Origin of the sequence: Streptomyces sp. NPDC006012 (assembly GCF_042871185.1) — a bacterium.
Lineage (GTDB): Bacteria > Actinomycetota > Actinomycetes > Streptomycetales > Streptomycetaceae > Streptomyces.
On the sequence record NZ_JBIAIE010000033.1, the window covers coordinates 14,177 to 39,499 of the forward strand.

A 25,323-nucleotide genomic window follows, 5' to 3' on the forward strand; every position below is an offset into this window, starting at 1 on the left:
GCGGGCTCAAGGGTCAGGGGTGGTGCCGGGTTTCGGGCGGGCCTGGGTGAGGGCGGCGCCCGCCAGCACGATCACCGCCCCGACCGGCGTCGTCCAGTGCAGGGACTCGCCCAGGACCGCCACGCCCGCGGCGGTGGCGATCACCGGGATGAAGTAGGTGACCATCTGAGCCGTCGTGGGGCCGACCTCGGCGACCAGGCCGTACTGCACGAGGACGGCCAGCCCCGTGCCGAGCGCGCCCAGGGCGGCGACGGCGAGCAGCGGGACCACCGGGAAACGGCCCGGCAAGGACGTGAACAGGGGGGTGACGACGGCCAGTTGGACGGTGGCCAGGGACAACTGCGCGCCCGTCATCGACAGGTGCGAGTGGCCCGTCCCGGTCAGCGTGCGGCGGACGTAGATCCAGCCGACGGGATAGCTGAGCGACGCCAGCAGGGCCATCGCCGTGCCCGTCGCGTCGAGCCCGTGGAAGCCCTGCCAGGCACCGAGGACCGTCAGGACGCCGAGGAAGCCGAGGCCGAGCCCCGCGACCCGCAGCCGCGTCGGGCGGTCCTCGGAGAGGGCGACCAGGGACAGGGCCATGCCCCACAGCGGCGAAGTGGCGTTGCAGATGCCGGCCAAGGTGGACGGAATGGTCAGCTCCGCGTAGGCGAACAGGGAGAAGGGCAGGGCGTTCAGCAGGAACGCGGCGACGGTCAGATGCACCCAGACGCGCGCCCCGCGCGGCAGCCGCTCCCGCTTCACCGCCATCGCCGCCACGAGCACCGCCGTGCCGAACACCAGCCGGCCCAGAGTGACCTGGAAAGGCGCGTATCCGTCCGTCCCCACCTTGATCAACAGGAAGCTGAAACCCCAGATCAGCGACAGGGCGCCGAACCGGAGGCGCCAGTCGGGGCGGGCGCGCGCGGCGGAGGCGGGCCGGGCCTCGGTGCGAGGGGCGGAGGCGGCTGTCATGGACGCAACGATGCGGTAGCCGACCTCGTAGCACAATCGAAATTTCTCACCAGCTACCTATTAGCCTTGCTTACATGTTGAACCTGGAGCGCCTGCGCACCCTCGACGCCCTCGCCCGGCACGGCTCGGTCAGCGGCGCGGCCGAGGCGCTGCACGTCACCACCTCCGCCGTCTCCCAGCAACTGGGCAAGCTGGAAAGGGAGGTCGGGCAGCAGCTCCTGGCCAGGAACGGGCGGGGCGTGCGCCTCACCGACGCGGGGCGGCTGCTCACCGAGCACGCGGCACGCATCCTCTCCCAGGTGGAGCTGGCCCAGTCCGACCTGGAGGCGCACCGCGGTCAGGTGGTCGGCGAACTCCGGCTGTCCGCGTTCCCGACCGCCGCCCGCGGTCTGTTTCCCACCGCCCTCGCGGCCCTGCGCGACCGGCACCCGGCGCTGCGGATCCGCTCGTGCGAACTGGAACCGGCGAACGGCGTCGCCGGGGTGGTGCGCGGTGACCTCGACCTGGCCGTCGTCCTCGACTGGTACAACAAGCCGATGCCGGTGCCCGACGGGCTGGTGAAGGCGCCCCTGCTGGACGATCCCGCCGATGTCGCGGTCCACGCGGGCCACCGGCACGCGGGGCGCACGGAGGTGGACCTCGGGGAGTTCGCCGAGGACGAGTGGATCACCTGGGGCGAGGGCGAGTTCTGCCACGAGTGGCTGATGTTCACGCTGCGCTCCCGCGGCGTCGAACCGATCCTCGGCCACCGTGCCGCCGAGACGCACACCCAACTGGGTCTGGTCGCCGCCGGGTTGGGTGTGTGCATCGTCCCACGCCTGGGCCGCACCCCGGTACCGCCCGGAGTCGTCACCGTCCCGCTCAAGCAGCGCGTACGCCGTCATGTGTACGTCGTCTGGCGGGCCGACGCCGACCGCCGGCCGTCGATCAGGGCGGCGGTGGAGGCGCTGCGCACGGTGGCCCGGACGATGAACTGAACGCCGGAGACGGACGCGATGCGTTGAACGCCGGAGACGATGCGCTGAACCCCGGAGGGGCTCCGGGGCCACGCCTGGTCCTACGCGCCCGGTCCTAGGCCGAGCCCATCTTGCGGAAGTCCCAGGAGACGACTTTGTGCGGGGTCAGTCGCATCCAGGCGTGCCGGCCGTCGTACGGCATCTCGTCGAGGCCGAAGTTCTTGCGGGCGAACAGGATCTCCGGAGTGTCGAGTTCGGCGCACAGCTCGCCCGTGCGCGGGGCCTCGCCGACGAACTCCACGGTGCCGGACAGCTCGACGCCGCGCAGTTGCCCGTACTCCTCGCCCGCGTCCACCACGACCGCCACCCGCGGATCGCGGCACAGATCGGTCCATCGCTTGCTGCGCACCACCGAATACAGCCACAACGAGGTGCCGTCCCAGGCGAACCAGAGCACGCTCACATGCGGTGCGCCGTCCGCGGAGACGGTGGCGACCCGGCAGGTGCGCTGGCCGGCGAGGAACTCGTCCAGTTCACCGGGCGTCATCATGATTCTCCGGCCCCGGCGTTGCGCGACAGTCATACGGCCCCCTTTCTTCCCCTCTCGGGCAATGCTGGTTAGTCTCGCCCGCCCCGCACCCGAGCGAAAGGGGGCGTCGTGCCGTCGCACGAACGGCTCCGTGAACTCCTCGATCCCCCCACCACCGTGCTGCTCACCGTGGAATGCCAGCAGGGCGTCGTGGGACCCGACAGCGCGCTGCCCGAACTCGCCGCCCAGGCCCGTTCGTCGGGGGCCCTCGACCGGGTCGCCCGGCTGGTCGCCGCCGCGCACGACAGCGGTGTCCAGGTGGTCCACGCCGTCGCCGAACGCCGCCCGGACGGGCGGGGCGCCAGCCGCAACGCCCGGCTGTTCCGCGCCGCCGAACGGCTCCCCGTCCAGCAGTTGTCCGGCACCGCCGCGGTACGTGTCGCGCCGCCGATCGAGGTGGCCGAGCAGGACATCGTCGTACGGCGGCTGCACGGCCTCTCGCCCGTCCAGGGCACCGACGTCGACGCGCTGCTGCGCAACCTGGGCTGCCGCACCCTGGTCGTCACCGGTGTCTCGGCCAACGTCGCGATCCCCAACGCGGTGTTCGACGCGGTGAACCGTGGCTACACCGCCGTCGTGCCCGCCGACGCGATCGCGGGGGTGCCCGCCGACTACACCCCCGCGATGATTCGCAACACCCTCGCCCTGGTCGCCACGGTCGTGACCACCGACGAGGTGCTCGGCTGTCTCAGGCGACCGGGCCGGGGCGGCTGAGCCTCACGCGAGCGTGATCTCGTCCCCGGACACGGTGATGTCCTGGGTCTGCAGCGGCCGGGTGGCGGGGCCGCGCCGCACCGCGCCGTCCGTGACGGAGAACTCGCTGCCGTGGCACGGGCAGACGATCGCGCCGCCGGAGACGCTGCCCACCGCGCACCCCTGGTGGGTGCACTGCGACGAGAACGCCTTGAACCGGCCCGCCGTCGGCTGCGTGACCACCACGCCCCGGTCCTTGAAGATCTTGCCGCCGCCCTCCGGTATCTCGGAGGTCTTCGCGAGCACGGTGCCACCGCCCGTGGCGCCGTCCCCGCCGCCCTGCGGGTCGGCGGCACGGGCGGTGTCGGAGGAGCCGGAACCGTCCTGCGAACCGCAGGCGGTCAACGCGGCGGCGAGCCCCGCCGCTCCTGCCGCCGTCATGACGGTACGGCGGGCCGGCCCCACTGTGGGCTCGGAGGATGCACTGGTCATGGGATTCCCTTCCGCGGAACTGTGTGGTGAACCGCTCAGGGGTACGGCCCACAGGCGCCGCGTGTTCAGACCCGGCCGGCGCGACGGCCGCGGACGAGGCTCCGGCTTGCCTCTCCGGGGCCGCCGCGGTGAGACACCCCGCCCGCTGCGCTGGTCAAATGCGTTCGGTAACCAGTCCAATACGGTCGGTTCTTGGCGTCTGCGTAACCTAGCCAAGTCACTATCTTTACTGTCATATGGCAACTTAGGAAACCGGGGCCACGTTCCCCTGAATATGCAGCGACGCGAGTGGAGCAGGAACATCAACATCAATCGGATAGCGCGAACGGCCGGTGCCGCCGGTGTCATGGGATTGCTGGTCACCGGGCTCGGTGCCGGTGGCGGCGGCTCCGCTTCGGCGGCTTCGGGGCCCTCGGCAACGGCCTACGCGAGTGCGAGCCCGGTCCCGACGAAGCCGCCGCCCCCGGCGATGCTGCTCAACACGATCGTTCCCGAGCCCGGCAGCACCGTCGGCGTGGCCATGCCGATCTCAGTCGATTTCAGCAAACCGGTGGCCACGTCCGCCCGCGCCACGGTCGAGCGGCATCTGAAGGTGACCACGTCCACGCCGGTCACCGGCGCCTGGCACTGGTTCAGCGGCACCCGCGTCGACTTCCGCCCCAAGGCGTTCTGGCCGTCGGGCACCACCGTGACGCTCGACGCCCGGCTGAAGGGGGTCGGCGACGGGAACGGCCGCTACGGCACCCACGACTACCAGCACGCCTTCACCGTCGGAGCGGACGTCGAGACCAAGGTGAACGTCCCCGGCCACACCATGAAGGTCTACCGCGACGGCACACTGGTGCGCACCATGCCGATCGACGCCGGCAGCCCGAGCTGGCCCTCCTGGGACGGCACCATGGCGGTGATCGACAAGCAGCGCAAGGTGCACATGACGTCCTGCAGCGTGCGCATCAGCTGTGACAAGCACAGCCCCGACTTCTACGACCTGACGCTTCCCTGGGACGTCCACCTCACCGCCTCGGGCACCTACGTCCACTACTCCCCCGGCGACCCGAAGCCGGGGCACTCGTACGGCTCGCACGGCTGCGTCCACCTGTCCGGCGCCGACGCCAAATGGTTCTACGGCTACGTCGAACAGGGCGACCCGGTCACCGTCTCGGGCTCCCCGCGCGGCAAGGCCGCGGGGGACAACGGGTACGCCGACTACAACGTGGCCTGGCCGCAGTGGCTGACGGGCAGCGCCACGGGACAGCTGACGACCCACCCGTCCTGACCGGCCGCCGCCCCGCGCCCGGCCGCCGTCGGCCCAGTGGTGCGACGGGTCGGGCCCGACTCCCCGGGTGTCACGCTCGGTTACTATGCTCACTTCCTGCCGAAGTCCCGTCGACGACGGGCGCATGGAGTGCATCGCGTGGAGCTGGCCGTGGAAAACAAGCCGAACGACCTGTGGGGCCTTGGACGATGCTGAGAGAGGTCACCGCGACCCGCTACATCACGCCGCTGCGCGAGGGCGGCTCACTGCCGGGGCTCATCGAGGCCGACGATTCGGGGACGTACGTCCTGAAGTTCACCGGCGCGGGCCAGGGCCGCAAGACCCTGGTGGCCGAGGTGGTCTGCGGCGAACTGGCCCGCCGGCTGGGCCTGCGGGTGCCGCCGCTGGTGACGATCGCGCTGGACCCGGTGCTCGGCCTCGGCGAGCCCGACCGGGAAGTGCAGGAACTGCTCAGGTCCAGCGGCGGCACCAACCTCGGCATGGGCTTCCTCTCCGGTGCCCTCGGCTTCGATCCGCTGGCCTTCCCGGTGGACCCCCGGGAGGCGGGCCGGATCGTCTGGTTCGACGCGCTGGTGAACAACGTCGACCGCTCCTGGCGCAACCCCAACCTCCTGATGCACCACGGCGACCTGTGGCTCATCGACCACGGCGCCACCATGATCTGGCACCACAACTGGCCCGGTGCCGAGACCTCGGCCGCCCGCTCCTACGACGCCTCGGACCACGCCCTGGCCCGGTTCGCGCCGGATGTCGCGACGGCCGCCGCCACGCTGTCCCCCCTGGTGACCGAGGACCTGCTCGCCGAGGTGACCGCCGAGATCCCCGATGCCTGGCTCCTGGACGAGCCCGGCTTCGACACGCCGGACGACCTCCGGCGGGCCTACGCACGGCCGCTGCTCGCCCGGGCCGCCGTCGTCCACCAGCGCCTCACCGGCATCGAGGAGGCGACGTGACCGAGCGGCACATCATCAGGCCGGGCCAGGGCGGTGGCCGTGACGTCTTCGAGTACGCCGTGCTGCGCGTCGTGCCCCGCGTCGAGCGCGGCGAGTGCATCAACGCGGGCGTCGTCGTGTACTGCCGGGCCCAGGGCTATGTGGGTGCCCGTATCCACCTCGACGAGGCGAGACTGCGGGCGCTCGACCCGGACGCGGACACGGGTGGCGTACGGGCGGCGCTGGGCGCGATCGAGCGGGTGTGCGCCGGTGGCGCGGCGGCCGGACAGGCGGCGGCGGACGACGCGGGGCGCCGCTTCCGCTGGCTGATTGCGCCCCGCTCGACGGTCGTGCAGCCCGGTCCCGTGCACACCGGGCTCACCACCGATCCGGCGGCCGAGGCGGAGCGGTTGCTGGACCTCCTGGTGCGGTAATGGATCACACGCGCCCGGGATGCCGTTGACACCGGGTGCCGGGGCTTCTAGCGTCACGTCCACCGAAGGTACTAAGCGGTTGCTCATAGCGGGACATGCCGTGGCAGCCGCAGACCACCTGCCGACCGGCTCTGCCGACCGGACTTTCTCTAGGGTGAGGAGAACCAGCGATGTCCACCACCGAGCAGCGGGTCGCCGTGGTCACCGGCGGCGCGCGCGGCATCGGCGCCGCCACCGCCGTACGACTGGCCGCCGAGGGCCGAGCGGTCGCGGTCGTCGACCTCGACGAGGCCGCCTGCAAGGACACCGTGGAGAAGATCACCGCCGGCGGTGGCAGGGCGCTCGCGGTCGGCGCGGACGTCGCGGACGAGGCGCAGGTCGAGGCCGCCGTGGCGCGGGTCGCCGAGGGCCTCGGTGCCCCGGCGATCCTCGTCAACAACGCCGGTGTGCTCCGCGACAACCTGCTGTTCAAGATGACGGCCGCCGACTGGGACACCGTCATGAACGTGCACCTGCGCGGCTCGTTCCTGATGACCAGGGCCGTGCAGAAGCACATGGTGGACGCGGGCTGGGGGCGGATCGTCAACCTCTCCTCGTCCTCCGCGCTGGGCAACCGCGGCCAGGTCAACTACTCGGCCGCCAAGGCCGGTCTCCAGGGCTTCACCAAGACCCTCGCCGTCGAACTCGGCCGGTTCGGCATCACCGCCAACGCCGTCGCCCCCGGCTTCATCGCCACCGAGATGACCAAGGCCACCGCCGAGCGGGTGAAGATGCGCTTCGAGGAGTTCAAGGCCGCCGCCGCCACCCAGATCCCGGTGCAGCGCGTGGGCGAGCCCGAGGACGTCGCGAACGCCATCGCCTTCTTCACCGGCGAGGCGGCCGGCTTCGTCTCCGGGCAGGTGCTGTACGTGGCCGGCGGGCCGCTCGACTAGGACGTGACGGGAGACGAGCAGGCAGCGATGGGAAGCACAGACATGACTGAACTTCCGGAGCCGTCCGGCAGGGCGGCCCTCATCACGGGTGCCAGCAAGGGCATCGGCTACGGCATCGCCGAGGCGCTGGTGGCGCGCGGCGACCGGGTCTGTATCACCGGGCGGGGCGAGGATGCCCTCAAGGAGGCCGTCGAGCGGCTCGGTTCCGACCGGGCCATCGCCGTCGCGGGCAAGGCCCACGACCCGGCGCACCAGGCCGAGGCCGTCGAGCGCACCATGGCGGCGTTCGGCCGGGTCGACTTCCTCGTCAACAACGCGGGCACCAACCCGGTGTTCGAGCCGATGGCCGACCTCGACCTGGGCGTCGCGCGCAAGGTGTTCGAGACCAATGTGATCTCGGCGCTCGGCTTCGCCCAGCGGACCTGGCACGCCTGGCAGAAGGACAACGGCGGCGCGATCGTCAGCATCGCCTCGGTGGCCGGTCTCGCGCCCTCGCCCTTCATCGGCGCCTACGGCGTCAGCAAGGCCGCGCTGATCAACCTGACCCAGCAACTGGCGCACGAGTTCGCGCCCCGGGTGCGGGTCAACGCCATCGCCCCGGCCGTCGTCAAGACCAAGTTCGCCAGGGCGCTGTACGAGGGCCGGGAAGAGGAGGCGGCCGCCCTCTACCCGCTCGGCCGGCTCGGCCTGCCCTCCGACGTCGCGGGCGCCGCTGCCTTCCTCACCTCGGAACAGTCGGAGTGGATCACGGGGCAGACGCTCGTCCTCGACGGCGGCCTGTTCCTCAACGTGAGCGTGGCCTGACCGGCACGGTCCGGGCGAGCGGCCACGAGGACGACGACGGGACGCCCGGGGCGCCGTTCCCGCCGGGGGACGGCGCCCCCGCCCGCCGGCGACGGCGGTCGCGGCAGCGGATGTCAGTGCCCGCCTGTAGGTTCGGGAACCTGCAAGCGACCGCACACCGTAAGGACGTTGACGTGACCGACATCGCCATGCTGCCCGAGTCCTGGCGCGGGGTTCTGGGCGACGAACTGCAGCAGACCTACTTCAAGGAGCTGACCGAGTTCGTCGAGGAGGAGCGGGCGAAGGGTCCTGTCTACCCGCCGCGCGAGGAGGTCTTCGCCGCGCTGGAGGCGACGCCGTACGAGAAGGTCAAGGTGCTCGTCCTCGGTCAGGACCCGTACCACGGCGAGGGCCAGGGCCACGGCCTGTGCTTCTCCGTCCGTCCCGGGGTGAAGACCCCGCCCTCCCTCCGCAACATCTACAAGGAGATGAGGGAGGAACTGGGCACGCCGATCCCGGACAACGGCTATCTGATGCCGTGGGCCGAGCAGGGCGTCCTGCTGGTCAACGCGGTGCTCACGGTCCGCGCCGGCGAGGCGAACTCGCACAAGGGCAAGGGCTGGGAGAAGTTCACGGACGCGGTGATCCGCGCGGTGGCCGACCGGCCCGACCCGGCCGTCTTCGTCCTGTGGGGCAACTACGCGCAGAAGAAGCTCCCCCTGATCGACGAGACCCGCCACGTGGTGGTCAAGGGTGCGCACCCCTCGCCGCTGTCCGCGAAGAAGTTCTTCGGCTCCCGCCCGTTCACGCAGATCAACGAGGCGATCGCCCGGCAGGGCCACCAGCCGGTCGACTGGACCGTCCCCGACCTCGGCTGACCGCGCCGGGGCAGCTCGGTGTCGTACGGGGCCGCCTGACCGGGATTCCCGGCGCCCCCGGTTAGCGTCGGTGGGACGACGGGGGTGCGGCATCCCTGGGACGGGAACCGGTGCCCGCGGTCGTCGGACCGGCCACGAGACGGAGGAGATCGCCGTGGTGGAACGACACGAGCAGGCCGCGCCGGACGGCGTGCCGACCCGGATCGGGCAGGTCGTCATGCTGCATCACGGCGGGGACCGCGAGGAGGCCCGGCGCCGCCTCCTCGACCTGTGGACGGAGGTCGGGCAGGACGGGGACCCGCTGCACCGCTGCACGCTCGCCCACTACCTGGCCGACACGCAGGACGATCCCACGGACGAACTGGCCTGGGACCTGCGGGCGTTGTCGGCGGCCCAGGAGGCCGCCGCCGGGCGGCCGGACGGCGACCGGGACACGGTCCGCGGCTTCTACCCCTCCCTGCACCTCAACCTCGCCGCCGACTACGCGAAGCTGGGCCGCCCCGACGCCGCCCGCAGCCAGTTGCGCCGGGCCCGTGGGGCCGCCGTCGCCCTCGCCGACGACGGCTACGGCGACGGAGTACGGGCGGCGATCGGCGAACTGGCCCGGCGGCTGGGCGAGACGGACCCGCCCGACGACGAGCCCGGGGAGCCACCGGGCCACGACCACTCGTGACCGGCGCACGGCCGAGCGCCTCGCCGACGGGGAGAGACCGCCGACGGGGGAGACCATCGCGCCCTACCCCAAATTCCCGCTCCGAAGGGATCCGGTCTGCAGGGGTCCGTCCGAGCGCGCCCGTCCGAACGGGTCCCTTCACAGGAGGAAGCGCCACGTGATGGCACCGTGGCCGGTCCCGCGGCTCCGCGTGCCCCTTCCTCCGGGTACCGGTCTGCCGCAGTGGACCGCGCCCGGCCCCGCTCAGCGGCCGTGCGCCTGCTCGCAGATCCGCGATTCCGGGCTGTCCCCGCGCCAGCCGCCGTACCGCTTGCCCAGGTCGCACACGTCGGAGGCCACGGGGCCGGGCCCGGGCGGCGCGGGTGCGTCGGTGTGCGGCGGCTGAGCAGGCGCGCGGTGCGGGCGGGGGCGGTCGCGGGGCGACGGCGGCTGCCGCGGAGCGGGCGTGGCCGCCGGCCTGCTCGGCGCGACCGGCTCCGCCCGCTCGGGCCGCTCGGGCAGCCGGGACGGTCCGACCATCTCCAGTGCCTCCCGCGCCGGTGCCTGGACGACCCGGGGCTCGGTGGTGCCGTCCGGCCGGGGCGCCGGCGGCTGCGCCGGAGCGGTACCCGGCGGCCCGGCGGCCGGCGGGCGCTGGACCGTCACACAGCCGGAGAGGGCCGAGACGGCCACGGTGACCAGGAGCGCGGCGGCGGTCGTCGTTCGATGCACCCGCGCAACTCTGCTGGTTCAGCCTCCTGATCGAGGCGACGGGCCAGCGCGCGATGGCCCACACGGGTGATCTCCTGCCCCGTACGGGTGGCTCGGGTGCGTGCGGGCTGACGTCAGTCGCCGGTGGTGCCGTCGATCCGTTCCCGGATCAGGTCGGCGTGGCCGTTGTGCCGGGCGTACTCCTCGATCATGTGCGTGTAGATCCAGCGGAGGCTGAACGACTTGTCGGTGAGGCGGCTCACCCCCTCGGAGAGATCGCCGAGCGCGAAGCGGGCCGCGTGCCGCCGGGCGGTGTCGATCTCGCTCTGCCAGGTGGCGTACGCCTCCTCCCAGGTGTCCGCCTCGGTGAGGTGGAACTCGCCGTCCGGGTCCTGTTCGCTGTAGTAGATCGGGCCCGGGTCGTCGCCCGTCAGCACCTTGCGGAACCAGCTCCGTTCGACCTCCGCCATGTGCCGGACCAGCCCCATGAGGGACAGCTCGGACGGCTCGACCGAGGCGGTCCTCAGCTGTGCGCCGGTCAGGCCCGCGCACTTCCGGGCCAGCGTCTCGCGGTGGTAGTCGAGCCAGCCTTCCAGCATGGTCCGTTCGTCCGCGTCCAGGGCCGGTTCCCGGCGATCACTCGTCATGACCGTCATTCTGGTCCGCCCCGACCGGGCCGGGCAGCGGATTTCAGCGGCCGAGCATCCCGTCGAGCAACTCCCCCATCCCTGCCCGCACTTCGTCCAGGCTCGGCACCCGCGCGCTGAACGACCCGGCCACGCAGGAGAACATCAGCCCGTCCGTCCAGGCGACCAGGGACAGCGCGTGCCGCTGTGGGTCGGCCGAGCCCAGTGCGCCGACCATCGCGGCGAGCTGGTCGCGGAAGACGGCGCCCGTCGCGTCGTAGAAAGCCCGCAGCGCGGGGCGGCGGGTGGCCTCCAAGGCCAGCTCGTAACGGGAGACCAGCAGGTCGCGGTGGCCGGTGAGGGACCGGTGCGTCGCCAGGGCCAGGGCCTGGACGAGGGCGTCCCGGCCGCCGCGCGGATCGGGCATCTCGTCCAGCGCGAGCACCCGGGCCTCCCGCACCGCGTGCCGCCGCACCACCAGCTCCAGCAGGGCCTGACGGGTCCGGGCCACGTTCGAGGTGGAGCCCTGCGGCAGTCCGGCCGCCTCGTCGACCGCCCGATGGGTCAGGCCGCGCATGCCGCGCTCCGCCAACAGCGCGATGGCGGTGTCGGCGACGAGATCCGCACGGGAGGCGGCCGGGGTGTGGACGGGCATGGCACGACCCTACCCGTGGCACTACAGCTGTAGTACGGTCGAGGTCCGCTCGCACTACAGCTGTAGTGGACCGTCAAGGCCGGTGACGAAGTCCGCGGTGCGCCGGCCGCGCGCCCCAGGAGGAGCCATGGCACAGTCGTCGCGCGCCGTCGTCGTCGGCGGCGGAATCGGCGGCCTGACCGCCGCGACCGCCCTGCACCAGCAGGGCTGGCAGGTCACCGTCCTGGAACGAGCCGCCTGTCTGGAACCGGTCGGCGCGGCCATCTCACTGGCCCCGAACGCCCTGCGCGCCCTCGACGTCATCGGCATCGGCGACCGGATCCGCGACCTGGCGGCCTGGCAGGACGGCGGGGGAGGGCTGCGCACCCCGCGCGGCCGCTGGCTCTCCCGCACCGACGCCGTCGCCGTCGCGGCCCGCTTCGGCGGCCCGGTCGTCCTGCTGCACCGCGCCACCCTCGTCGCCACCCTGGCCGCGCTGCTCCCGCCGGGCGCCGTCCGCACCGCCGCCGACGCCGTCCTCACCGACCCCGGTGACACGGGCCGGCCCGCCCGGGTGGCCGCCGCGGGCCAGGAGTGGGAGGCCGACCTGGTGGTCGGCGCGGACGGCATCAGCTCCGCCGTGCGCGGCGCCCTGTTCCCCGCCCATCCGGGGCCGGTGTACGCCGGGTTCACCACCTGGCGCCTCGTGATCCCGGTGCCCGGATGCGCGTTCGCTCCGCACGAGACCTGGGGCCGGGGCCGCATCTGGGGCACCCAGCCGCTCAAGGACGGCCGGGTGTACGCGTACGCCGCCGCCACGGTCCCGGCCGGCGGCCACGCCCCCGACGACGAGCAGGCCGAGCTCGTCCGCCGGTTCGGCGACTGGCACGACCCGATCCCCGCCGTCCTCGCCGCCGCCCGCCCGGCGGACGTCCTGCGGCACGACGTCCACCACATCGCCGAGCCACTGCCCGCCTACCACCGCGGCCGGGCCGCGCTCCTCGGTGACGCCGCGCACGCCATGCCGCCCACCCTGGGCCAGGGCGGCAACCAGGCCATCGAGGACGCCGTCGTCCTCGCCCACCACGCCCGCGACCTCCGCGCCTACACGGCGGCCCGGCTGCCCCGCACCACCGCCATCGCCCGGCAGGCCGTCCGGACCGGCCGCCTCAACCTCACCGGGAACCGCGGCGCCGCCGCCGTCCGCAACACCGCGATCACCGCACTGTCCAAGGCCGCACCGGCCCTGCTCCTGCGCGGACTCGACGGCGTCGCCGACTGGCGGCCGCCGTATGCTTCCGACCAGGCACCGGTTGGCGAGCGCTGAAGGAGAGCACGTGAAGGTCGGCTGCATCGGACTCGGTGACATCGCGCAGAAGGCGTACCTGCCGGTCCTCGGCATGCAGCCGGGTCTCGAACTGCACCTGCAGACCAGGACGCCCGCGACCCTCGACCGGGTCGCCGATTCCCTGCACGTGCCCGCCGCCCAGCGGCACGCCACCCTCGACTCCCTGCTCGCCCAGGATCTCGACGCCGCCTTCGTGCACGCCCCCACCGAGGTGCACCCCGAGATCGTCACCCGGCTCCTGGAAGCGGGCATACCGACCTACGTGGACAAGCCGCTGGCGTACGAACTCACCGACTCCCGGCGGCTGGTGGCGCTCGCCGAGCAGCGCGGCACCGCCCTCGCCGTCGGCTTCAACCGGCGCCACGCCCCCGGGTACGCGCAGTGCGCCGACCACCCCCGTGAGCTGATCCTGATGCAGAAGAACCGCGTCGGGCTCCCCGAGGAACCCCGCACGATGATCCTCGACGACTTCATCCACGTCGTCGACACCCTGCGCTTCCTGCTGCCCGGCCCGTTCGACGACCTGACCGTGCGCGCCCGCCTGCGGGACGGACTGCTGCACCACGTCGTGCTGCAACTCGCCGGGGACGGCTTCACCGCGCTCGGTGTGATGAACCGGCTCAGCGGCTCCACGGAGGAGATCCTCGAAGTCTCCGGGCGGGACGCCAAGCGTCAGGTGGTCAACCTCGCCGAGGTGATCGACCACAAGGGCCAGCCGTCCGTACGGCGGCGCGGCGACTGGGTGCCGGTGGCCCGGCAGCGCGGCATCGAACAGGCGGTGCTCGCCTTCCTCGACGCGGTGCGCGCGGGCGAGGTGCTCAGCGCCCGTGACGCACTGGCGACTCACGAACTGTGCGAGCGCGTGGTACGTGCGGTGCAGGAAGGCCCCGGCGCAGCCTGACCGCCCGCACGCCCTCCGTCGCGCCCAGGCCCGCCAGCACGAGCAGCGCCACCTCGACGGGCCAGTCGCCGAGGCGGACGTACGGCGTGGTCCCGTGCGCGAGCGGCACCTCGTAGACGCGGGCGGTGCTCGCGTCCGTGCCGGTCCACGGGCCCTGCCGCCGCCCGTCCGGGCCGTAGACCGCGGAGACCCCGGTCAGGGTCGCGTGCACCATCGGACGGCCGGTCTCCGCGGCGCGCAGCGCGGCCAGCGAGGCGTGCTGCGCGGGGGCCCAGCTGTCCTGGAACGTCGAGGTCGCCGACTGGCCCAGCAGTACGTCCGCGCCGTCCTCGGCGAGGTGCCGGCTCATGTCGGGGAACGCGGTCTCGAAGCAGACCATCGGGCCGATGCGCAGCCCGTGCCCGGCGTCCATCACGACCTGCCGGGTACCCCGCCTGCGGTCCTCGCCCGCCGCCTTGCCGACCGAGGTCGCCCAGCCGAGCAGCGAACGGGCCGGTATGTACTCGCCGAAGGGGACCAGCCGCATCTTGTCGTAACGGGCGCCGGTCGGGCCGTCCGGACCGATCAGCACCGAACTCTTGTAGATGCCGGGCCGGTCCGAGCGGTGGGCATCCACGTTGACCAGCACGTCCGCGCCGGTCTCCCGGGACAGCACGGCGATCCTGCGCGCCAGGCCGGGCCGGTCGCCGAGGTCGAAACCGACGCTGCTCTCGCCCCAGACGACCAGGTCGACGCGCTGCCCCGCCAACTGCCGGGTCAGCCGCTCCTCGCGGTCGAAGCGCCGGTCGCCGCTGTCGCTGCCGCCGACCACGCCCGGTTGGACGACCGCGATCCGGACCCGCTCGTCGACGGACGGCCGCGGCGACCACACCCAGGCCGCCGAGGACACCGCCGCGGTGGCGACGAGCGACGCGAGGGCCACAAACCGCACGTCGCGCACCGCCACCAGTACGGCGAGGGCGACATTGACGGCCACCACCAGGAAGCTGAGCAGCCACACCCCGCCCACCGAGGCGAGCCGCAGCGCGGGCTGGACCTGCCACTGGCTCGACCCGAGCATGCCCCAGGGGCCGCCGAGCCCCTGCCAGGACCGGACCAGCTCCACCGCCAGCCACGCCGACGGCAGCACCAGCAGCGCGGCCGCGCCCCGCCGCGGCCCGGGCACCCCGCCCAGCAACCGGCGCACCAGCCAGCCCCAGGGCAGCCACAGTGCGCCCAGCAGCGCCGCGATCAGGAACAGGAACACGTGCAGGCTCGGCAGCAGCCAGTGGTGCACCGCCACCATGAAGCCGATGCCGCCGAACCAGCCGTCGAGAGCGGCCCGTCGCCCGGTGGGAGCGGAGCGGGCGAGCAGGATCCACGGGACCAGGGCGACGTACGCGAACCACCACAGCGCGGGCGCCGGGAAGGACAGCACAGGCAGCGCGCCCGCGAGGACGGCGGCGACGGAGCGCCGCCGGCCGGAGGCGAGCAGGTGGTCGAGCGTGATCATGCGTAGCCTCCCTGCGCGCAGCCGCTGACTCCAGTGTGCGCGCCGGGCGGCCCCTGCCGACAGGGTGCCTCGGGTGCAGTCGGTCACCGGCGCCGGCCGGCTCGGCCGGTCACCGGCGCGGTGCGGGCAGGCGGCGCCACTTCTCCTCGACCACCACTTCACACAGCCGCCAGCCGTCCCGGGTGCGCAGCAGCCCGAAGGAGTACCGGCCGCCGCACACGAAGTCGGGCGCCGTCGCCCCACCGTCGCCCGCCGCGAACCGCATCGGATTGATGTAGTCGGCCCGCACCCGGGCGGTGTCACCGGCGTCCCGCTGCAGATTCCCGAACCGCACCCGGCGGTTGACGATCAGATGCTGACGCATCGCGAACAGGCCCAGGTTCTCGGCGAGCCACTCGGCGACCCGGGCCGCCTCTGCCTCGATGCCGCCGGCGGACCGGTAGTCCGCCCGCCCGTCGTCCGTGAACAGGCCCCGGTACGCCGCCCAGTCCGCGTCGTCCACGGCCATCGCGTACTCGGTGACGAGTTCGTCCACGGCCAGCCGGTCCATCACGGTAGCGAGGTCCACGCGCTGCGTCATCGGCTCAGTGTTGGCCAACGGACGCACGGAGCCAAGAGGGTGTGCGGCGACATTCGGGCGAACATTCGGACGTAGGGAGGCTCGTGCGGCAGGCCGGACCGGCCGGGAGGTCCACGATGTCCGGGAGATCCCGGGGTGGGCAGGAAAGCGGATGCGGGATCGGGGTGGCCCGAGACGGCCCGAGGCAAGTCCCGGACGTTCAGGCGAAGTTGGTCTCGGCTCGAGAAAGTCCGGGACGGCCAGGCGCAGTTCGTCTCGGCTCGGGGGAAGTCCGGAGCGACCCGCGGTGGTTCACGCCTCGCCCTCGTCAACACGGTTTCTATACTGACGAGATGATCAACGTTCCGTTCAGCGCGCTCGAAGTGGCCATGGTCCAGACCGGCACCCGGGCCGTGGACACGCTCAAGGACACCGGCGAGTTCGCCCGGCGTCTGGACGACCTCGGCTATCGGCGCCTCTGGTACGCCGAGCATCACCACTCCCCGGCCATCGGAGCGTTCCCGCCGGTCGTCCTGACCGCGCACGCTGCCGCCTCGACGTCGTCCATCCGGCTCGGATCCGGCGGTGTGCTCGCACCGAACCACGCCCCGATCATGCTGGCGGAACAGTTCGGCACGCTGGCCGGACTGCACCCGGGGCGGATCGACCTGGGCATCGGCCGCGGCCCGGGCACCCTCGACGAGGCGACGGCACGGGCCCTGCGGCGCGGTGCCGGACCCACGACGGACGACGAATACCACGACGACGTGTCGGCGATACTGCGTTTCCTGGTGGACGAGATCGACCTCGGGACGCTGCCGGAGCCCTGGCTGCTGGCATCGAGCACGGCGGGTGCCGCGTTCGCCGCCCGGGTCGGTCTGCCGATCGCCTTGGCCCACCACATCCGTCCCGGCAACACGCGCGCCGCGCTCCAGCACTACCGCGAACACTTCTCGCCGTCCCGCTGGTGCCCGCGCCCGCGCGTCCTGGTCTGCGTGGAGACGGTCTGCGCCGAAACGGAGCGGGAGGCGTCCCGGCTCGCGGGCCCGATGGACGTCTTCAGGGCCGGTCTCCTCGTGGGAGGCGGCGGCCGTCCCTTCCTCACCCCCGAAGCGGCGGCGGCCCACACGTTCACCGCGGAGGAGACGAAGGCACTGGCTGCCTTCCACGCCCACCAGGCGTACGGATCGCCCGAGACGGTCGCGCGGCGCCTCGCGGACGTGGTGGCGGAGACCGGGGCCGACGAACTCATGCTGGTGACGCCCGTCTACGCCCTGGCCGACCGCCTGAGGTCGTACGAGCTGGTCAAGGACCACGTCATGCTGCCCGCGGCGGCGTAGCGACGCCCGCGCGCCTGAAGCAGAGCAGGACCGGCGCGGTCCGGCCTCAGACGGGGAACGGCCGGCAACGCTGGAACGCACTCGACGTGGGCTGCGGAGAGGGCGCCGACGCGCACTGGCTGGCCGGGCGCGGACGGCAGGTCACCGCGGTCGATGTCGCCCCGACCGCCGTGCAGCGGGCCGCCCGGGTGATCCGATCTGACCACGGGGCTCTCCCGTGTCCGCGGACCATGAGACCCCACGGTCCGGGGAACTCTCGCGCCCACGGGCACTCGCGTCCCCGCCCGCCGTAGAGTGAGCGATCTTCGGATCGTATGCGTCACCAGCGTCACCGGGAGGCTCCCATGACACGCCCCGTCACCGTCGTCACCGGCGGCAGCCGCGGGATCGGCGCCGCGACCTGTCTGCGGCTCGCGGCGGACGGCCACGACCTGGTCGTCGGCTACGTCCGGGACGCGGCGGCGGCCGAGTCGGTCGCCGAGGCGGCACGGGCGGCGGGGGCCCGGTGTACGACCGTACGCGGGGACACTGCCGTGGAGGCGGACGTGGAGCGGCTGTTCGACACGGCGGAGGAGCGGCTGGGTCCCATCACCGGGCTGGTGAACAACGCGGGGGTGACCGGCCCGCTGGGGCGGCTGGCGGATGCGGACCCCGCCGATCTGCGCCGGGTGGTCGAGGTCAATCTCCTCGGCACACTGCTCTGCTCACGTCGTGCGGCCCGCCTCATGGCGGCGCGGGGGAGCGGCGTGATCGTGAACGTCTCGTCCGGAGCCGCCACGCTCGGCAGCCCCGGTGAGTTCGTCCACTACGCGGCGACCAAGGCGGCCGTCGACACCCTCACCCTGGGCCTGTCGAAGGAACTCGGCCCGGACGGCATCCGGGTGAACGCGGTCGCCCCCGGGGCGATCGACACGGAGATGCACGCGACGATGGGCGACCCCGACCGGGCACACCGCATGGCGGAGGCGATCCCGCTGCGCCGCCCCGGACGGGCGGAGGAGATCGCCGCCGCGATCTCCTGGCTGATGTCCCCGGACGCCTCGTACACCACGGGCGCGGTGCTGCGGGTAGCGGGCGGCCGGTAGCGGGCGATCGGCGGACCGGCGGACCGTACACGGCAGGGACTGCGCCGATCGGGTGGCGTCGTGTCGTATCCAGCTTCGGTGCGGGTCGGCGCGTATCTCGGTGTGCGGGCGGGGCAGATGGGGTTTTTGTGGTGGGCGGGCGTGGATTCGCGCGCACTCGGCGGCACGTAAAAGCGAGAGCGTGCCGGATCGTGAACGTGGCGGGTCGAGTACGGGGCGGGGCGCTGCCCGGTCCGCTCGGGCCCGGCAACCGGTTCCGGGGCTGACGAGCCGTGCGTGGCGAGGCGAGGCGGGTGTTTTACGGCCCGGAACCTCAGGCCGCCTCGATGATCTCGCCGCGGATGGCCTCGGCCCACTCGACCACCAGCAACTCGTACTCCGCGCGCTCCTGGGCCGACAGCGATCCACCCGCACGCAGCCACAGCGCCCGGATCTGTTCGTTCACCTCGGCGGCAGACCGCACGGAACCAGGGAGCACGGAATTGGGGGACATGCGGACAAGCCTAGGGGCAAGGACTGACACTGCGCTACCGCACAGATACTCAGACCGTATGGAGTCGGTCACGGGCGCGGCGCCGCCCGGACGGCCCGCGGTGACGGGCGGGGCGATCCGGGGCGGGGCGCCGGGCGGTCGGCCCGCCGACTCGGCCGCGTGCGGGCCCAGCGCGCCCGCCGTGACCAGGCGGCATCGTCCGCGTCGGGGGCACCTACCAGTCCGCCACCTGACTCCACGCCGTTGCCCCGCCCGCCTCGCGCCGCCCGGCCGGGGCATCTCGATGCCCCCGTTCTCAATGCCCCCGTCAAGCTGTCTGCGGCGGTCTGATCCCCCATCGCCGTGACGCGACAGCGGCGTTGGAGGATCAGGATCCGGTCCGCGATGGCGCCCGGTCAGTCCGTAGGGGTGCAGCCCGGGGGAATGCCCTCACGCCGGAGGTTGGTCCGATCGGTCACCTTTCGAGGAGGGCGATACGGATCGCTCGCTCCACGTGGGCCGCGGTGTTGGCGTGTCCTGCGGCATTGGGGTGGACCAGGGTGATGCGCTTGCCGATGAGACCGCAGTTCAGCAGCGTGCCGGGGAGCTTGGCGGGCCAGTAGTCCGCGGCGTCGCCGCAGATTCCCTCGACCCACTTGGTGCCCGCGGGCTGGCAGGCGTCGTGGCCCACGCTGGAGGAGTAGACGTCGACGTAGCGGTCGCCGAAGAACTCCGAGACCCGCTGGATCGTGCTGTTCAGCTGCTTGAGGACGCTGTCACGGAGCCAGTCGACGTCGGCGTGGGTGATCGAGCCGAGCTCGGTGAGGGCAAGGCGGTTGCAGTCGCTGCCGTTGTCCGGCAGGACGGCAGGGTAGCCGACCGTGATCACCTTGGCGTTGGGTGCGGCCTGGTGCACCTGGGCCAGCATCTCGATGTACTCGTCCTGGACCCGGGCGAGCTTGTCCTGGATGCTTTCCTCCCCCTCGGGGGGATTGGTGTAGTAGTCGCGGCAGGACTTGCCGGTCACACCCTGTTCGAGGCACTTGAGGAGCATTCCGCCGAAGGGCAGGCTGTTGCCGCCGACGCCGATGGTCACGATGTCGGTCTGGTCGCCCAGCTTGGCCCGCTGGATCTGCGGGTCCACCGCGGGCCAGCCGCGCTCGGTGGGCTGGACCGGGCTGATCGGCGTCTGCTTGTCCTTGGCGATGTCGGCGATGGTGGCGTTGCCGCAGCTGACGTTGTCCAGGTGCACGGGCTTGCCCGGCGGGAATTCGGCGAGCTCCCGGTCGACGACGTCGGGGTAGGCGTTGGTGGTGCGGTCGCAGCCGTCCCGCGACGCATCACCCAGCGCGGGCAGCGGGTCGCCGACGAAGACGCCGGCGGTGTACGAGTCGCCCAACGCGGCCCACTCGTACTGGTCGGCCGCACCGGCGGAGCCCGAGGGCAGAAGCGCGGACGCCGCCAGCGCGAGCCCGACGGCCAGCGCGCGCGTTCGCAGGCGGGAGACAGGGTGTCGCATGGATCCTCCAGGATCTGCAAAAAACGCCCCGGGGCCGGAACGTGGCCCAGGGCGGAAGGCACCTCGGCCAAGATCATCCACGCTGTCGGGTTGCCTCTTTGGAGAATCGGGCCTACCGCACCCGATCGAGCTAAATGGTCAGATCTTGCGTGTCGCCGCCAGGACTTCAGGACTGCGTCCCGGCCACGCGACCTGCCGCCTCGGGCGCGGTCCGGGGAAAGGCGCCCTGGCCGCCACCAGGCCGACGAGGCCGAGGGGCGTCCATGTCCGGCTCCGAACCGGCTGGCGGCAGCAGATGGCCCCCGCAAGAATTTCGCGGGGGCCATCGCCATCCACGGTGGGTGGCGGGAGAGCGGGAGACAACTGGGAGATGATCACGAGGAGCGGACGCAATCAATTGCGGGCGACCGCGAGAAGCCACGAGGTTCCGATGGCGGAAACCCTGGAGCGACTTCCCCCCTCAGCCCGCCGACTCGGCCGCGTGCGGGCTCAGTACACCCGCCGTGACCAGGGCGATGATGACGATGCCGAGAGCCACCCGGTAGTAGACGAACGGCATGAAGCTCTTGGACGAGATGAACTTCATGAACCAGGCGATCACCGCGTACCCGGAGGCGAAGGCGATCACCGTCGCGAACAGGGTCGGGCCCCAGGCGATGTGGCCGCTGCTCATCGCGTCCTTCAGCTCGAACACCCCGGAGGCGAGGACCGCCGGAACGGCGAGCAGGAACGAGTACCGCGCCGCAGACTCCCGCTGGTAGCCCATGAACAGACCGCCGCTGATCGTCGCGCCGGAGCGGGAGACCCCCGGGATGAGCGCGCACGCCTGGCACAGACCGTAGATCAGGCCGTCCCGTACGCCCAGGTCCTCCAGGCCCTTGCGCTGCTTGGGGGCGCGGTGCCGGCCGCCTTTCTCGTCGCGGGCCGCGAGCCGGTCCGCGAAGCCTATGACGAGGCCGACGACGATCAGCATGGTCGCCGTGATCCGCAGATCGCGGAACGGCCCTTCGATCTGGTCCTTGAGCGTCAAGCCCAGCAGCCCGATCGGGATCGAACCGACGATCACCAGCCAGCCCATCTGGGCGTCGTGGTCGTGCCGCATCGCCTTGTCGAACAGTGACCGGAACCAGGCCGACACGATCCGGCCGATGTCCTTGCGGAAGTAGATCAGCACCGCGGCCTCCGTGCCGATCTGGGTGATGGCCGTGAAGGCTGCGCCCGGGTCCTTCCAGCCGGAGAAGGCGGCGGTCAACCGGAGATGCGCACTGGAGGAGACGGGCAGGAACTCGGTCAGCCCCTGGACGAGTCCGAGGATGAGGGATTCAAACCAAGACATGGAGGTGAGACGTCCAAGTGCGGATCGGGGAAGTCGGAGAATGTGGTGATCTTCTGTACCGAGGGCACAGCGTAGCGTCCCGAAGTGACGGGGACTGCACAGGGGTTCGGCGGGGAACACCAGGCCGGACCAGGCGTCGACGGCCGCCGGGCCGCCCCGTGCGTCGCAGGGACGGACCGACGGGTGGTACGACGGTTCACCGCGCGCGCAGGCTGTGCCGCTTGCGCCAGGCCACCACGGCACCCGCCAGCGCCGGTACGGCGATGCACGCCATCGCGATCAGGAAGGCGGGTGACGTCGGAGCCGAGGCGCGCGCGCCCGCCACGACGTATGCGGCGGTGTTCGGGATCGAACCGAGCGCCGTCGCGAGCAGGAACGACGGCCAGCCCATCCGGGAGACTGCGGCACAGTAGTTCACACCCCAGAAGGGCAGGCCCGGGAACAGCCGTGCCGCCATCATCGAGCGGAAGCCGTGCCGGCTGAGCTGACCGTCGGCGGCCAGCAGCAAGCGCCCGCGCAGCAGCGGCCGGAGCGCGTCCTGCCCCAGCACCCGGCCGAGGCCGAACGCGACACCGGCACCCAGCACGGTGCCCACGAGGGCCGTGCCGAGCCCCACTTGGGAGCCGAACAGGGCACCCGCCGCGAGGTTCAGCAGCGGCCGTGGCACGAACGCCACCGTGCACAGCCCGTAGGCCACCGCGAACACGGTCGCGGCGGCGGCCCCGTCGAGCTGCGGCGGCCAGCCGTGGGTGAGCAGCTTCTGTGGTTCGAACAACAGTACGACCGCAGCGGACCCCGCGAGCAGTACCACGAGCAGGGACAGCCGCGACCAGGGCGACAGCAACACACGCATGCAGCGAGCCGCGAATCCCGCGCGCGAGACGAGCGCGGTGCCGGCCCGGGGTGAGGCCGCGGCGGTGCCCCCAGAGCGGTCGGTGGCATCGAGCATGCCGGTGACAGTAACCGACGAACGTGTCCGATCGCCGCACGGACCGTCTCATGCCGGTCACCGTCGCGTCCCGCCGCTGCTGCCGGACCGCGATTCCGGTGACGAACCATCAGTTCCCGCCGGGACACCGGCCACCGGGCCGCACCGGACGACCGGCCGCCGTCCCGCACGGGAATACCAGCCACCGGGCACGGCCGCGCGCCGGAAAACCATTCGACGCGCAACGCCGCGTCGGCGATGCTCGATGTCATGTTCCGGCACGCCTTCGTCCTCGCAGCATCCGCGGTAGCGGATGCTCCGAAGGCTGCCGTCCCGATCGTCGTGGCCGTCGACGGCGCCCGAAGCTGACCCTCTCCGGATCGTCCGGCGGACCCCGCAGGGGGAGGGTCGGTGCCTGGCCGGGGTCCCCGTCTTCACTTCTGATCCACTTCTGAGGCTTCGAGGTACAGCCATGCCCAAGACGGAATACGTGCGCACCAAGCCGCACCTGAACATCGGCACCATGGGCCACGTCGACCACGGCAAGACCACCCTGACCGCCGCCATCACCAAGGTGCTGGCCGAGCGCGGCACCGGCTCGGGCACCCGCTACGTGCCCTTCGACCGCATCGACCGCGCCCCGGAGGAGGCGGCGCGGGGCATCACCATCAACATCGCGCACGTGGAGTACGAGACGGACACGCGGCACTACGCGCACGTCGACATGCCAGGTCATGCCGACTATGTCAAGAACATGGTGACCGGCGCCGCGCAGCTCGACGGGGCGATCCTCGTCGTCTCCGCGGTCGACGGGATCATGCCGCAGACCGCCGAGCACGTACTGCTGGCCCGGCAGGTGGGCGTTGACCACATCGTCGTCGCCCTCAACAAGGCCGACGCCGGCGACGAGGAGCTGACCGACCTCGTGGAACTGGAGGTCCGCGAACTGCTCACCGCGCAGGGCTACGCCGGTGACTCCGTACCCGTCGTACGGGTCTCCGGGCTCCGGGCTCTCGACGGCGACCCGCGCTGGACCGCCGCGATCGAGGCGCTGCTGGACGCGGTGGACACCTATGTGCCCGTCCCGGAGCGCTATCTCGACGCGCCGTTCCTGCTGCCCGTCGAGAATGTGCTCACCATCACCGGCCGGGGCACCGTGGTCACCGGCGCGGTGGAGCGCGGCACGCTGCACGTCGGCGACCGGGTCGAGGTACCCGGTGCCGGTCTTGAGACGGTCGTCACCGGCCTGGAGACCTTCGGCAAGCCGATGCAGGAGGCGCAGGCCGGGGACAACGTGGCGCTGCTGCTGCGCGGGGTGCCCCGGGACGCGGTGCGGCGCGGGCACGTCGTGGCGCAGCCCGGCAGCGTCGTGCCGAGCCACCGCTTCGCTGCGCGCGTGTACGTGCTCTCGGCGCGCGAGGGTGGCCGGCGGACCCCGGTGTCGACCGGCTACCGGCCGCAGTTCTACATCCGCACCGCGGACGTGGTCGGGGACGTCGACCTCGGCGCGACGGCGGTCGCGCGGCCGGGCGACACCGTCACCATGACGGTCGAGCTGGGCCGTGCGGTCCCGTTGGAGCCGGGTCTCGGGTTCGCGGTCCGCGAGGGCGGGCGGACGGTGGGCGCCGGGACGGTGACCTCCGTCGGCTGACGGCCGCCGCCTCGCTGGGTCGGTCGGTCCGACGAGGCGGTCGGTCCGGCACCTCGGCCGGGTCCGGCGCCCCGATTCGGGGACGCCGGGCCCGACCGGCCGCGCACCCGGAACCGGCACAATGGGGACGTGAACGAACCCATACCCGTCGTCCGCACCACCGACCACGGCACCGCGAAGCTGATGCCCGACGTCGACCGGGCGCGGGCCTGGCTGCTGACGGTCGACGGGGCCCCGCAGTCGTACGTCGACCTGGACGAGCCCACGCATCTGGAGTTCGAGTACGCGCGGCGGCTCGGACACGTGCTGGACGCGGCGGCGGAGCCGGGCCGGCCGCTGGCCGTGGTGCACCTCGGCGGGGGAGCGCTCACCCTGCCCCGGTACGTCGGGGCGACCCGGCCGGGCTCACGGCAGGACGTCGTCGAGGCCGACCGGGGCCTGATCATGCTGGTCACCGAGCACTTGCCGGTTCCGGACGGCGTCGGCATCGCCCTGCACCCCGCCGACGCCCGAACCTGGCTGGAATCGGCCCCCGACGACACGGCGGACGTGCTGGTCGCCGACGTCTTCGGCGGCTCCCGGGTCCCGGCCCACCTCACCTCGCTCGGCTACGCCCGCGAGGCCGAGCGCGTGCTGCGCACCGACGGCTGCTATCTGGCGAATCTGGCCGACGCCGCGCCGTTCGGCTTCCTCCGCTCCCAACTCGCCACGTTCGCGGCCGTGTTCGAGGAGCTGGCGCTGATCGCCGAGCCGGGTGTGCTGCGCGGCCGCCGGTTCGGCAACGCGGTGCTCGTCGCCTCGCACCGGCCCCTGGACATGGCGGCGGTGGCGCGGCGAACCGCCGCCGACGCCTTCCCGGCCCGGGTGGAACACGGCGCCGCGCTACGGGAGTTCATCGGCGCGGCCCGGCCGGTTTCGGACGCGGAGGCCGCACCGTCGCCCGAGCCTCCCGAGGGGGCGTTCAGCATCACCTGACGCCCGACGCCTCATACCTGGTGCCTGACGCCTGACCGCTGGTCTTGATGTTCGGTGAGCCGCGGGACATCCGGGACGGCATCCCGGCCGGGCGTAAGTGCCCGCGCGGCCGTCCGGAAAATGCCGGGGCACGGACCGTGCCGTCCCCCGTTCCCGCGCGCGGAAGTCCCCCGGC

At 72.5% G+C, this 25,323-nt stretch carries 28 protein-coding genes; 16 read left to right on the forward strand and 12 right to left on the reverse strand.

The window, feature by feature from the left end; all coding sequences use genetic code 11:
* Nucleotides 1-6: 6 nt before the first annotated feature.
* Nucleotides 7-954 carry a DMT family transporter gene (locus ACFYPJ_RS34805; RefSeq protein ID WP_389025603.1) on the reverse strand — a complete coding sequence of 316 codons (948 nt, stop codon included), beginning with the start codon at nt 952-954 and terminating at the stop codon, nt 7-9.
* A 74-nt stretch (nt 955-1,028) separates the two neighbouring features.
* Here ACFYPJ_RS34805 and ACFYPJ_RS34810 point away from each other — a divergent pair, with 74 nt between their 5' ends.
* Nucleotides 1,029-1,931 (forward strand): LysR family transcriptional regulator, encoded by a 903-nt coding sequence (locus tag ACFYPJ_RS34810; RefSeq protein ID WP_389025604.1) that lies wholly within the window; start codon nt 1,029-1,031, stop codon nt 1,929-1,931.
* A 94-nt stretch (nt 1,932-2,025) separates the two neighbouring features.
* Here ACFYPJ_RS34810 and ACFYPJ_RS34815 read toward each other — a convergent pair whose 3' ends face one another.
* Nucleotides 2,026-2,493, reverse strand: coding sequence for a pyridoxamine 5'-phosphate oxidase family protein (locus ACFYPJ_RS34815; RefSeq protein ID WP_389025605.1), 468 nt, complete (start codon nt 2,491-2,493; stop codon nt 2,026-2,028).
* A 75-nt stretch (nt 2,494-2,568) separates the two neighbouring features.
* Here ACFYPJ_RS34815 and ACFYPJ_RS34820 point away from each other — a divergent pair, with 75 nt between their 5' ends.
* The gene (locus tag ACFYPJ_RS34820; protein WP_389025606.1) at nt 2,569-3,213 is read left to right on the forward strand and encodes a cysteine hydrolase; all 645 of its coding nucleotides are present in this window, start codon (nt 2,569-2,571) and stop codon (nt 3,211-3,213) included.
* A 3-nt stretch (nt 3,214-3,216) separates the two neighbouring features.
* On the opposite strand, the gene ACFYPJ_RS34825 is transcribed toward ACFYPJ_RS34820, so the two are convergent.
* Nucleotides 3,217-3,684 (reverse strand): Rieske (2Fe-2S) protein, encoded by a 468-nt coding sequence (locus ACFYPJ_RS34825; RefSeq protein WP_389025607.1) that lies wholly within the window; start codon nt 3,682-3,684, stop codon nt 3,217-3,219.
* Between the two features lie 346 nt (nt 3,685-4,030).
* On the opposite strand from ACFYPJ_RS34825, the gene ACFYPJ_RS34830 reads away from it, so the two are divergent.
* From ACFYPJ_RS34830 to ACFYPJ_RS34860, 7 genes are all read left to right on the forward strand, one after another.
* Nucleotides 4,031-4,960, forward strand: coding sequence for an Ig-like domain-containing protein (locus ACFYPJ_RS34830; protein WP_389025608.1), 930 nt, complete (start codon nt 4,031-4,033; stop codon nt 4,958-4,960).
* A 188-nt stretch (nt 4,961-5,148) separates the two neighbouring features.
* The gene (locus tag ACFYPJ_RS34835) at nt 5,149-5,913 is read left to right on the forward strand and encodes a HipA family kinase (protein ID WP_389025609.1); all 765 of its coding nucleotides are present in this window, start codon (nt 5,149-5,151) and stop codon (nt 5,911-5,913) included.
* Nucleotides 5,910-6,326, forward strand: coding sequence for a DUF3037 domain-containing protein (locus ACFYPJ_RS34840; protein WP_389025610.1), 417 nt, complete (start codon nt 5,910-5,912; stop codon nt 6,324-6,326). Before ACFYPJ_RS34835 ends, ACFYPJ_RS34840 begins: the two co-directional genes overlap by 4 nt.
* 170 nt (nt 6,327-6,496) lie before the next feature.
* Entirely contained in the window at nt 6,497-7,258 is a 762-nt protein-coding gene (gene fabG, locus ACFYPJ_RS34845; RefSeq protein ID WP_389025611.1) for a 3-oxoacyl-ACP reductase FabG, read from the forward strand.
* A gap of 42 nt (nt 7,259-7,300) precedes the next feature.
* The gene (locus ACFYPJ_RS34850; protein ID WP_389025612.1) at nt 7,301-8,062 is read left to right on the forward strand and encodes an SDR family oxidoreductase; all 762 of its coding nucleotides are present in this window, start codon (nt 7,301-7,303) and stop codon (nt 8,060-8,062) included.
* Nucleotides 8,063-8,235: 173 nt separating this feature from the next.
* Nucleotides 8,236-8,919 carry a uracil-DNA glycosylase gene (locus tag ACFYPJ_RS34855; protein WP_389025613.1) on the forward strand — a complete coding sequence of 228 codons (684 nt, stop codon included), beginning with the start codon at nt 8,236-8,238 and terminating at the stop codon, nt 8,917-8,919.
* 154 nt (nt 8,920-9,073) lie between these two features.
* The gene (locus tag ACFYPJ_RS34860) at nt 9,074-9,592 is read left to right on the forward strand and encodes a hypothetical protein (RefSeq protein WP_389025614.1); all 519 of its coding nucleotides are present in this window, start codon (nt 9,074-9,076) and stop codon (nt 9,590-9,592) included.
* A gap of 243 nt (nt 9,593-9,835) precedes the next feature.
* Here ACFYPJ_RS34860 and ACFYPJ_RS34865 read toward each other — a convergent pair whose 3' ends face one another.
* The 3 genes from ACFYPJ_RS34865 to ACFYPJ_RS34875 form a co-directional block, all read right to left on the reverse strand.
* A complete protein-coding gene (locus tag ACFYPJ_RS34865; RefSeq protein ID WP_389025615.1) occupies nt 9,836-10,303 on the reverse strand; it encodes a hypothetical protein in 468 nt (155 codons plus the stop codon).
* 113 nt (nt 10,304-10,416) lie between these two features.
* Complete coding sequence (locus ACFYPJ_RS34870) at nt 10,417-10,929, reverse strand: DinB family protein (RefSeq protein WP_389025616.1); 513 nt, start codon at nt 10,927-10,929, stop codon at nt 10,417-10,419.
* Nucleotides 10,930-10,972: 43 nt separating this feature from the next.
* The gene (locus ACFYPJ_RS34875) at nt 10,973-11,563 is read right to left on the reverse strand and encodes a TetR/AcrR family transcriptional regulator (protein WP_389025617.1); all 591 of its coding nucleotides are present in this window, start codon (nt 11,561-11,563) and stop codon (nt 10,973-10,975) included.
* A 127-nt stretch (nt 11,564-11,690) separates the two neighbouring features.
* Here ACFYPJ_RS34875 and ACFYPJ_RS34880 point away from each other — a divergent pair, with 127 nt between their 5' ends.
* Together ACFYPJ_RS34880 and ACFYPJ_RS34885 are read left to right on the forward strand one after the other, a co-directional pair.
* Nucleotides 11,691-12,869 carry an FAD-dependent monooxygenase gene (locus ACFYPJ_RS34880; RefSeq protein ID WP_389025618.1) on the forward strand — a complete coding sequence of 393 codons (1,179 nt, stop codon included), beginning with the start codon at nt 11,691-11,693 and terminating at the stop codon, nt 12,867-12,869.
* A gap of 10 nt (nt 12,870-12,879) precedes the next feature.
* On the forward strand, nt 12,880-13,791 hold the full coding sequence (locus ACFYPJ_RS34885) for a Gfo/Idh/MocA family protein (protein ID WP_389025619.1): 912 nt from the start codon (nt 12,880-12,882) through the stop codon (nt 13,789-13,791).
* Here the strand turns inward: ACFYPJ_RS34885 and lnt are convergent.
* Together lnt and ACFYPJ_RS34895 are read right to left on the reverse strand one after the other, a co-directional pair.
* Complete coding sequence (gene lnt, locus ACFYPJ_RS34890) at nt 13,709-15,283, reverse strand: apolipoprotein N-acyltransferase (RefSeq protein WP_389025620.1); 1,575 nt, start codon at nt 15,281-15,283, stop codon at nt 13,709-13,711. The genes ACFYPJ_RS34885 and lnt overlap by 83 nt on opposite strands.
* Nucleotides 15,284-15,392: 109 nt before the next feature.
* Nucleotides 15,393-15,863 carry a nuclear transport factor 2 family protein gene (locus ACFYPJ_RS34895; RefSeq protein WP_389025621.1) on the reverse strand — a complete coding sequence of 157 codons (471 nt, stop codon included), beginning with the start codon at nt 15,861-15,863 and terminating at the stop codon, nt 15,393-15,395.
* A gap of 332 nt (nt 15,864-16,195) precedes the next feature.
* Here ACFYPJ_RS34895 and ACFYPJ_RS34900 point away from each other — a divergent pair, with 332 nt between their 5' ends.
* From ACFYPJ_RS34900 to ACFYPJ_RS34910, 3 genes are all read left to right on the forward strand, one after another.
* Nucleotides 16,196-17,182, forward strand: coding sequence for an LLM class flavin-dependent oxidoreductase (locus tag ACFYPJ_RS34900; protein WP_389025622.1), 987 nt, complete (start codon nt 16,196-16,198; stop codon nt 17,180-17,182).
* 86 nt (nt 17,183-17,268) lie between these two features.
* Nucleotides 17,269-17,475, forward strand: a complete 207-nt coding sequence (locus tag ACFYPJ_RS34905; RefSeq protein ID WP_389025623.1) for a methyltransferase domain-containing protein — start codon at nt 17,269-17,271, stop codon at nt 17,473-17,475.
* Between the two features lie 51 nt (nt 17,476-17,526).
* Nucleotides 17,527-18,267, forward strand: coding sequence for an SDR family NAD(P)-dependent oxidoreductase (locus ACFYPJ_RS34910; protein ID WP_389025624.1), 741 nt, complete (start codon nt 17,527-17,529; stop codon nt 18,265-18,267).
* A gap of 313 nt (nt 18,268-18,580) precedes the next feature.
* On the opposite strand, the gene ACFYPJ_RS34915 is transcribed toward ACFYPJ_RS34910, so the two are convergent.
* The 4 genes from ACFYPJ_RS34915 to ACFYPJ_RS34930 form a co-directional block, all read right to left on the reverse strand.
* Complete coding sequence (locus tag ACFYPJ_RS34915) at nt 18,581-18,760, reverse strand: hypothetical protein (protein ID WP_389025625.1); 180 nt, start codon at nt 18,758-18,760, stop codon at nt 18,581-18,583.
* A gap of 454 nt (nt 18,761-19,214) precedes the next feature.
* Complete coding sequence (locus ACFYPJ_RS34920) at nt 19,215-20,258, reverse strand: SGNH/GDSL hydrolase family protein (protein ID WP_389025626.1); 1,044 nt, start codon at nt 20,256-20,258, stop codon at nt 19,215-19,217.
* Nucleotides 20,259-20,718: 460 nt separating this feature from the next.
* Nucleotides 20,719-21,594, reverse strand: a complete 876-nt coding sequence (locus ACFYPJ_RS34925; RefSeq protein ID WP_389025627.1) for an undecaprenyl-diphosphate phosphatase — start codon at nt 21,592-21,594, stop codon at nt 20,719-20,721.
* Nucleotides 21,595-21,790: 196 nt separating this feature from the next.
* Complete coding sequence (locus tag ACFYPJ_RS34930) at nt 21,791-22,543, reverse strand: TVP38/TMEM64 family protein (protein ID WP_389025628.1); 753 nt, start codon at nt 22,541-22,543, stop codon at nt 21,791-21,793.
* Nucleotides 22,544-22,994: 451 nt separating this feature from the next.
* On the opposite strand from ACFYPJ_RS34930, the gene tuf reads away from it, so the two are divergent.
* Both tuf and ACFYPJ_RS34940 read left to right on the forward strand, forming a co-directional pair.
* Nucleotides 22,995-24,173: an elongation factor Tu gene (tuf, locus tag ACFYPJ_RS34935; RefSeq protein ID WP_389025629.1), complete on the forward strand. Its 1,179-nt coding sequence runs from the start codon at nt 22,995-22,997 to the stop codon at nt 24,171-24,173.
* A 129-nt stretch (nt 24,174-24,302) separates the two neighbouring features.
* A complete protein-coding gene (locus ACFYPJ_RS34940) occupies nt 24,303-25,148 on the forward strand; it encodes a spermidine synthase (RefSeq protein WP_389025630.1) in 846 nt (281 codons plus the stop codon).
* Nucleotides 25,149-25,323 lie beyond the last annotated feature (175 nt).

Coding starts and splice junctions, on each gene's coding strand:
- ACFYPJ_RS34830 (WP_389025608.1), top strand. CDS start 4,031: ATGGGATTGCTGGTCACCGGGCTCGGTGCCGGTGGCGGCGGCTCCGCT.
- ACFYPJ_RS34835 (WP_389025609.1), top strand. CDS start 5,149: ATGCTGAGAGAGGTCACCGCGACCCGCTACATCACGCCGCTGCGCGAG.
- ACFYPJ_RS34875 (WP_389025617.1), bottom strand. CDS start 11,563: ATGCCCGTCCACACCCCGGCCGCCTCCCGTGCGGATCTCGTCGCCGAC.
- ACFYPJ_RS34930 (WP_389025628.1), bottom strand. CDS start 22,543: ATGCTCGATGCCACCGACCGCTCTGGGGGCACCGCCGCGGCCTCACCC.
- ACFYPJ_RS34805 (WP_389025603.1), bottom strand. CDS start 954: ATGACAGCCGCCTCCGCCCCTCGCACCGAGGCCCGGCCCGCCTCCGCC.
- fabG (WP_389025611.1), top strand. CDS start 6,497: ATGTCCACCACCGAGCAGCGGGTCGCCGTGGTCACCGGCGGCGCGCGC.
- ACFYPJ_RS34900 (WP_389025622.1), top strand. CDS start 16,196: ATGATCAACGTTCCGTTCAGCGCGCTCGAAGTGGCCATGGTCCAGACC.
- ACFYPJ_RS34815 (WP_389025605.1), bottom strand. CDS start 2,493: ATGACTGTCGCGCAACGCCGGGGCCGGAGAATCATGATGACGCCCGGT.
- ACFYPJ_RS34870 (WP_389025616.1), bottom strand. CDS start 10,929: ATGACGAGTGATCGCCGGGAACCGGCCCTGGACGCGGACGAACGGACC.
- ACFYPJ_RS34910 (WP_389025624.1), top strand. CDS start 17,527: ATGACACGCCCCGTCACCGTCGTCACCGGCGGCAGCCGCGGGATCGGC.
- ACFYPJ_RS34825 (WP_389025607.1), bottom strand. CDS start 3,684: ATGACCAGTGCATCCTCCGAGCCCACAGTGGGGCCGGCCCGCCGTACC.
- ACFYPJ_RS34925 (WP_389025627.1), bottom strand. CDS start 21,594: ATGTCTTGGTTTGAATCCCTCATCCTCGGACTCGTCCAGGGGCTGACC.
- lnt (WP_389025620.1), bottom strand. CDS start 15,283: ATGATCACGCTCGACCACCTGCTCGCCTCCGGCCGGCGGCGCTCCGTC.
- tuf (WP_389025629.1), top strand. CDS start 22,995: ATGCCCAAGACGGAATACGTGCGCACCAAGCCGCACCTGAACATCGGC.
- ACFYPJ_RS34895 (WP_389025621.1), bottom strand. CDS start 15,863: ATGACGCAGCGCGTGGACCTCGCTACCGTGATGGACCGGCTGGCCGTG.
- ACFYPJ_RS34915 (WP_389025625.1), bottom strand. CDS start 18,760: ATGTCCCCCAATTCCGTGCTCCCTGGTTCCGTGCGGTCTGCCGCCGAG.
- ACFYPJ_RS34810 (WP_389025604.1), top strand. CDS start 1,029: ATGTTGAACCTGGAGCGCCTGCGCACCCTCGACGCCCTCGCCCGGCAC.
- ACFYPJ_RS34920 (WP_389025626.1), bottom strand. CDS start 20,258: ATGCGACACCCTGTCTCCCGCCTGCGAACGCGCGCGCTGGCCGTCGGG.
- ACFYPJ_RS34850 (WP_389025612.1), top strand. CDS start 7,301: ATGACTGAACTTCCGGAGCCGTCCGGCAGGGCGGCCCTCATCACGGGT.
- ACFYPJ_RS34880 (WP_389025618.1), top strand. CDS start 11,691: ATGGCACAGTCGTCGCGCGCCGTCGTCGTCGGCGGCGGAATCGGCGGC.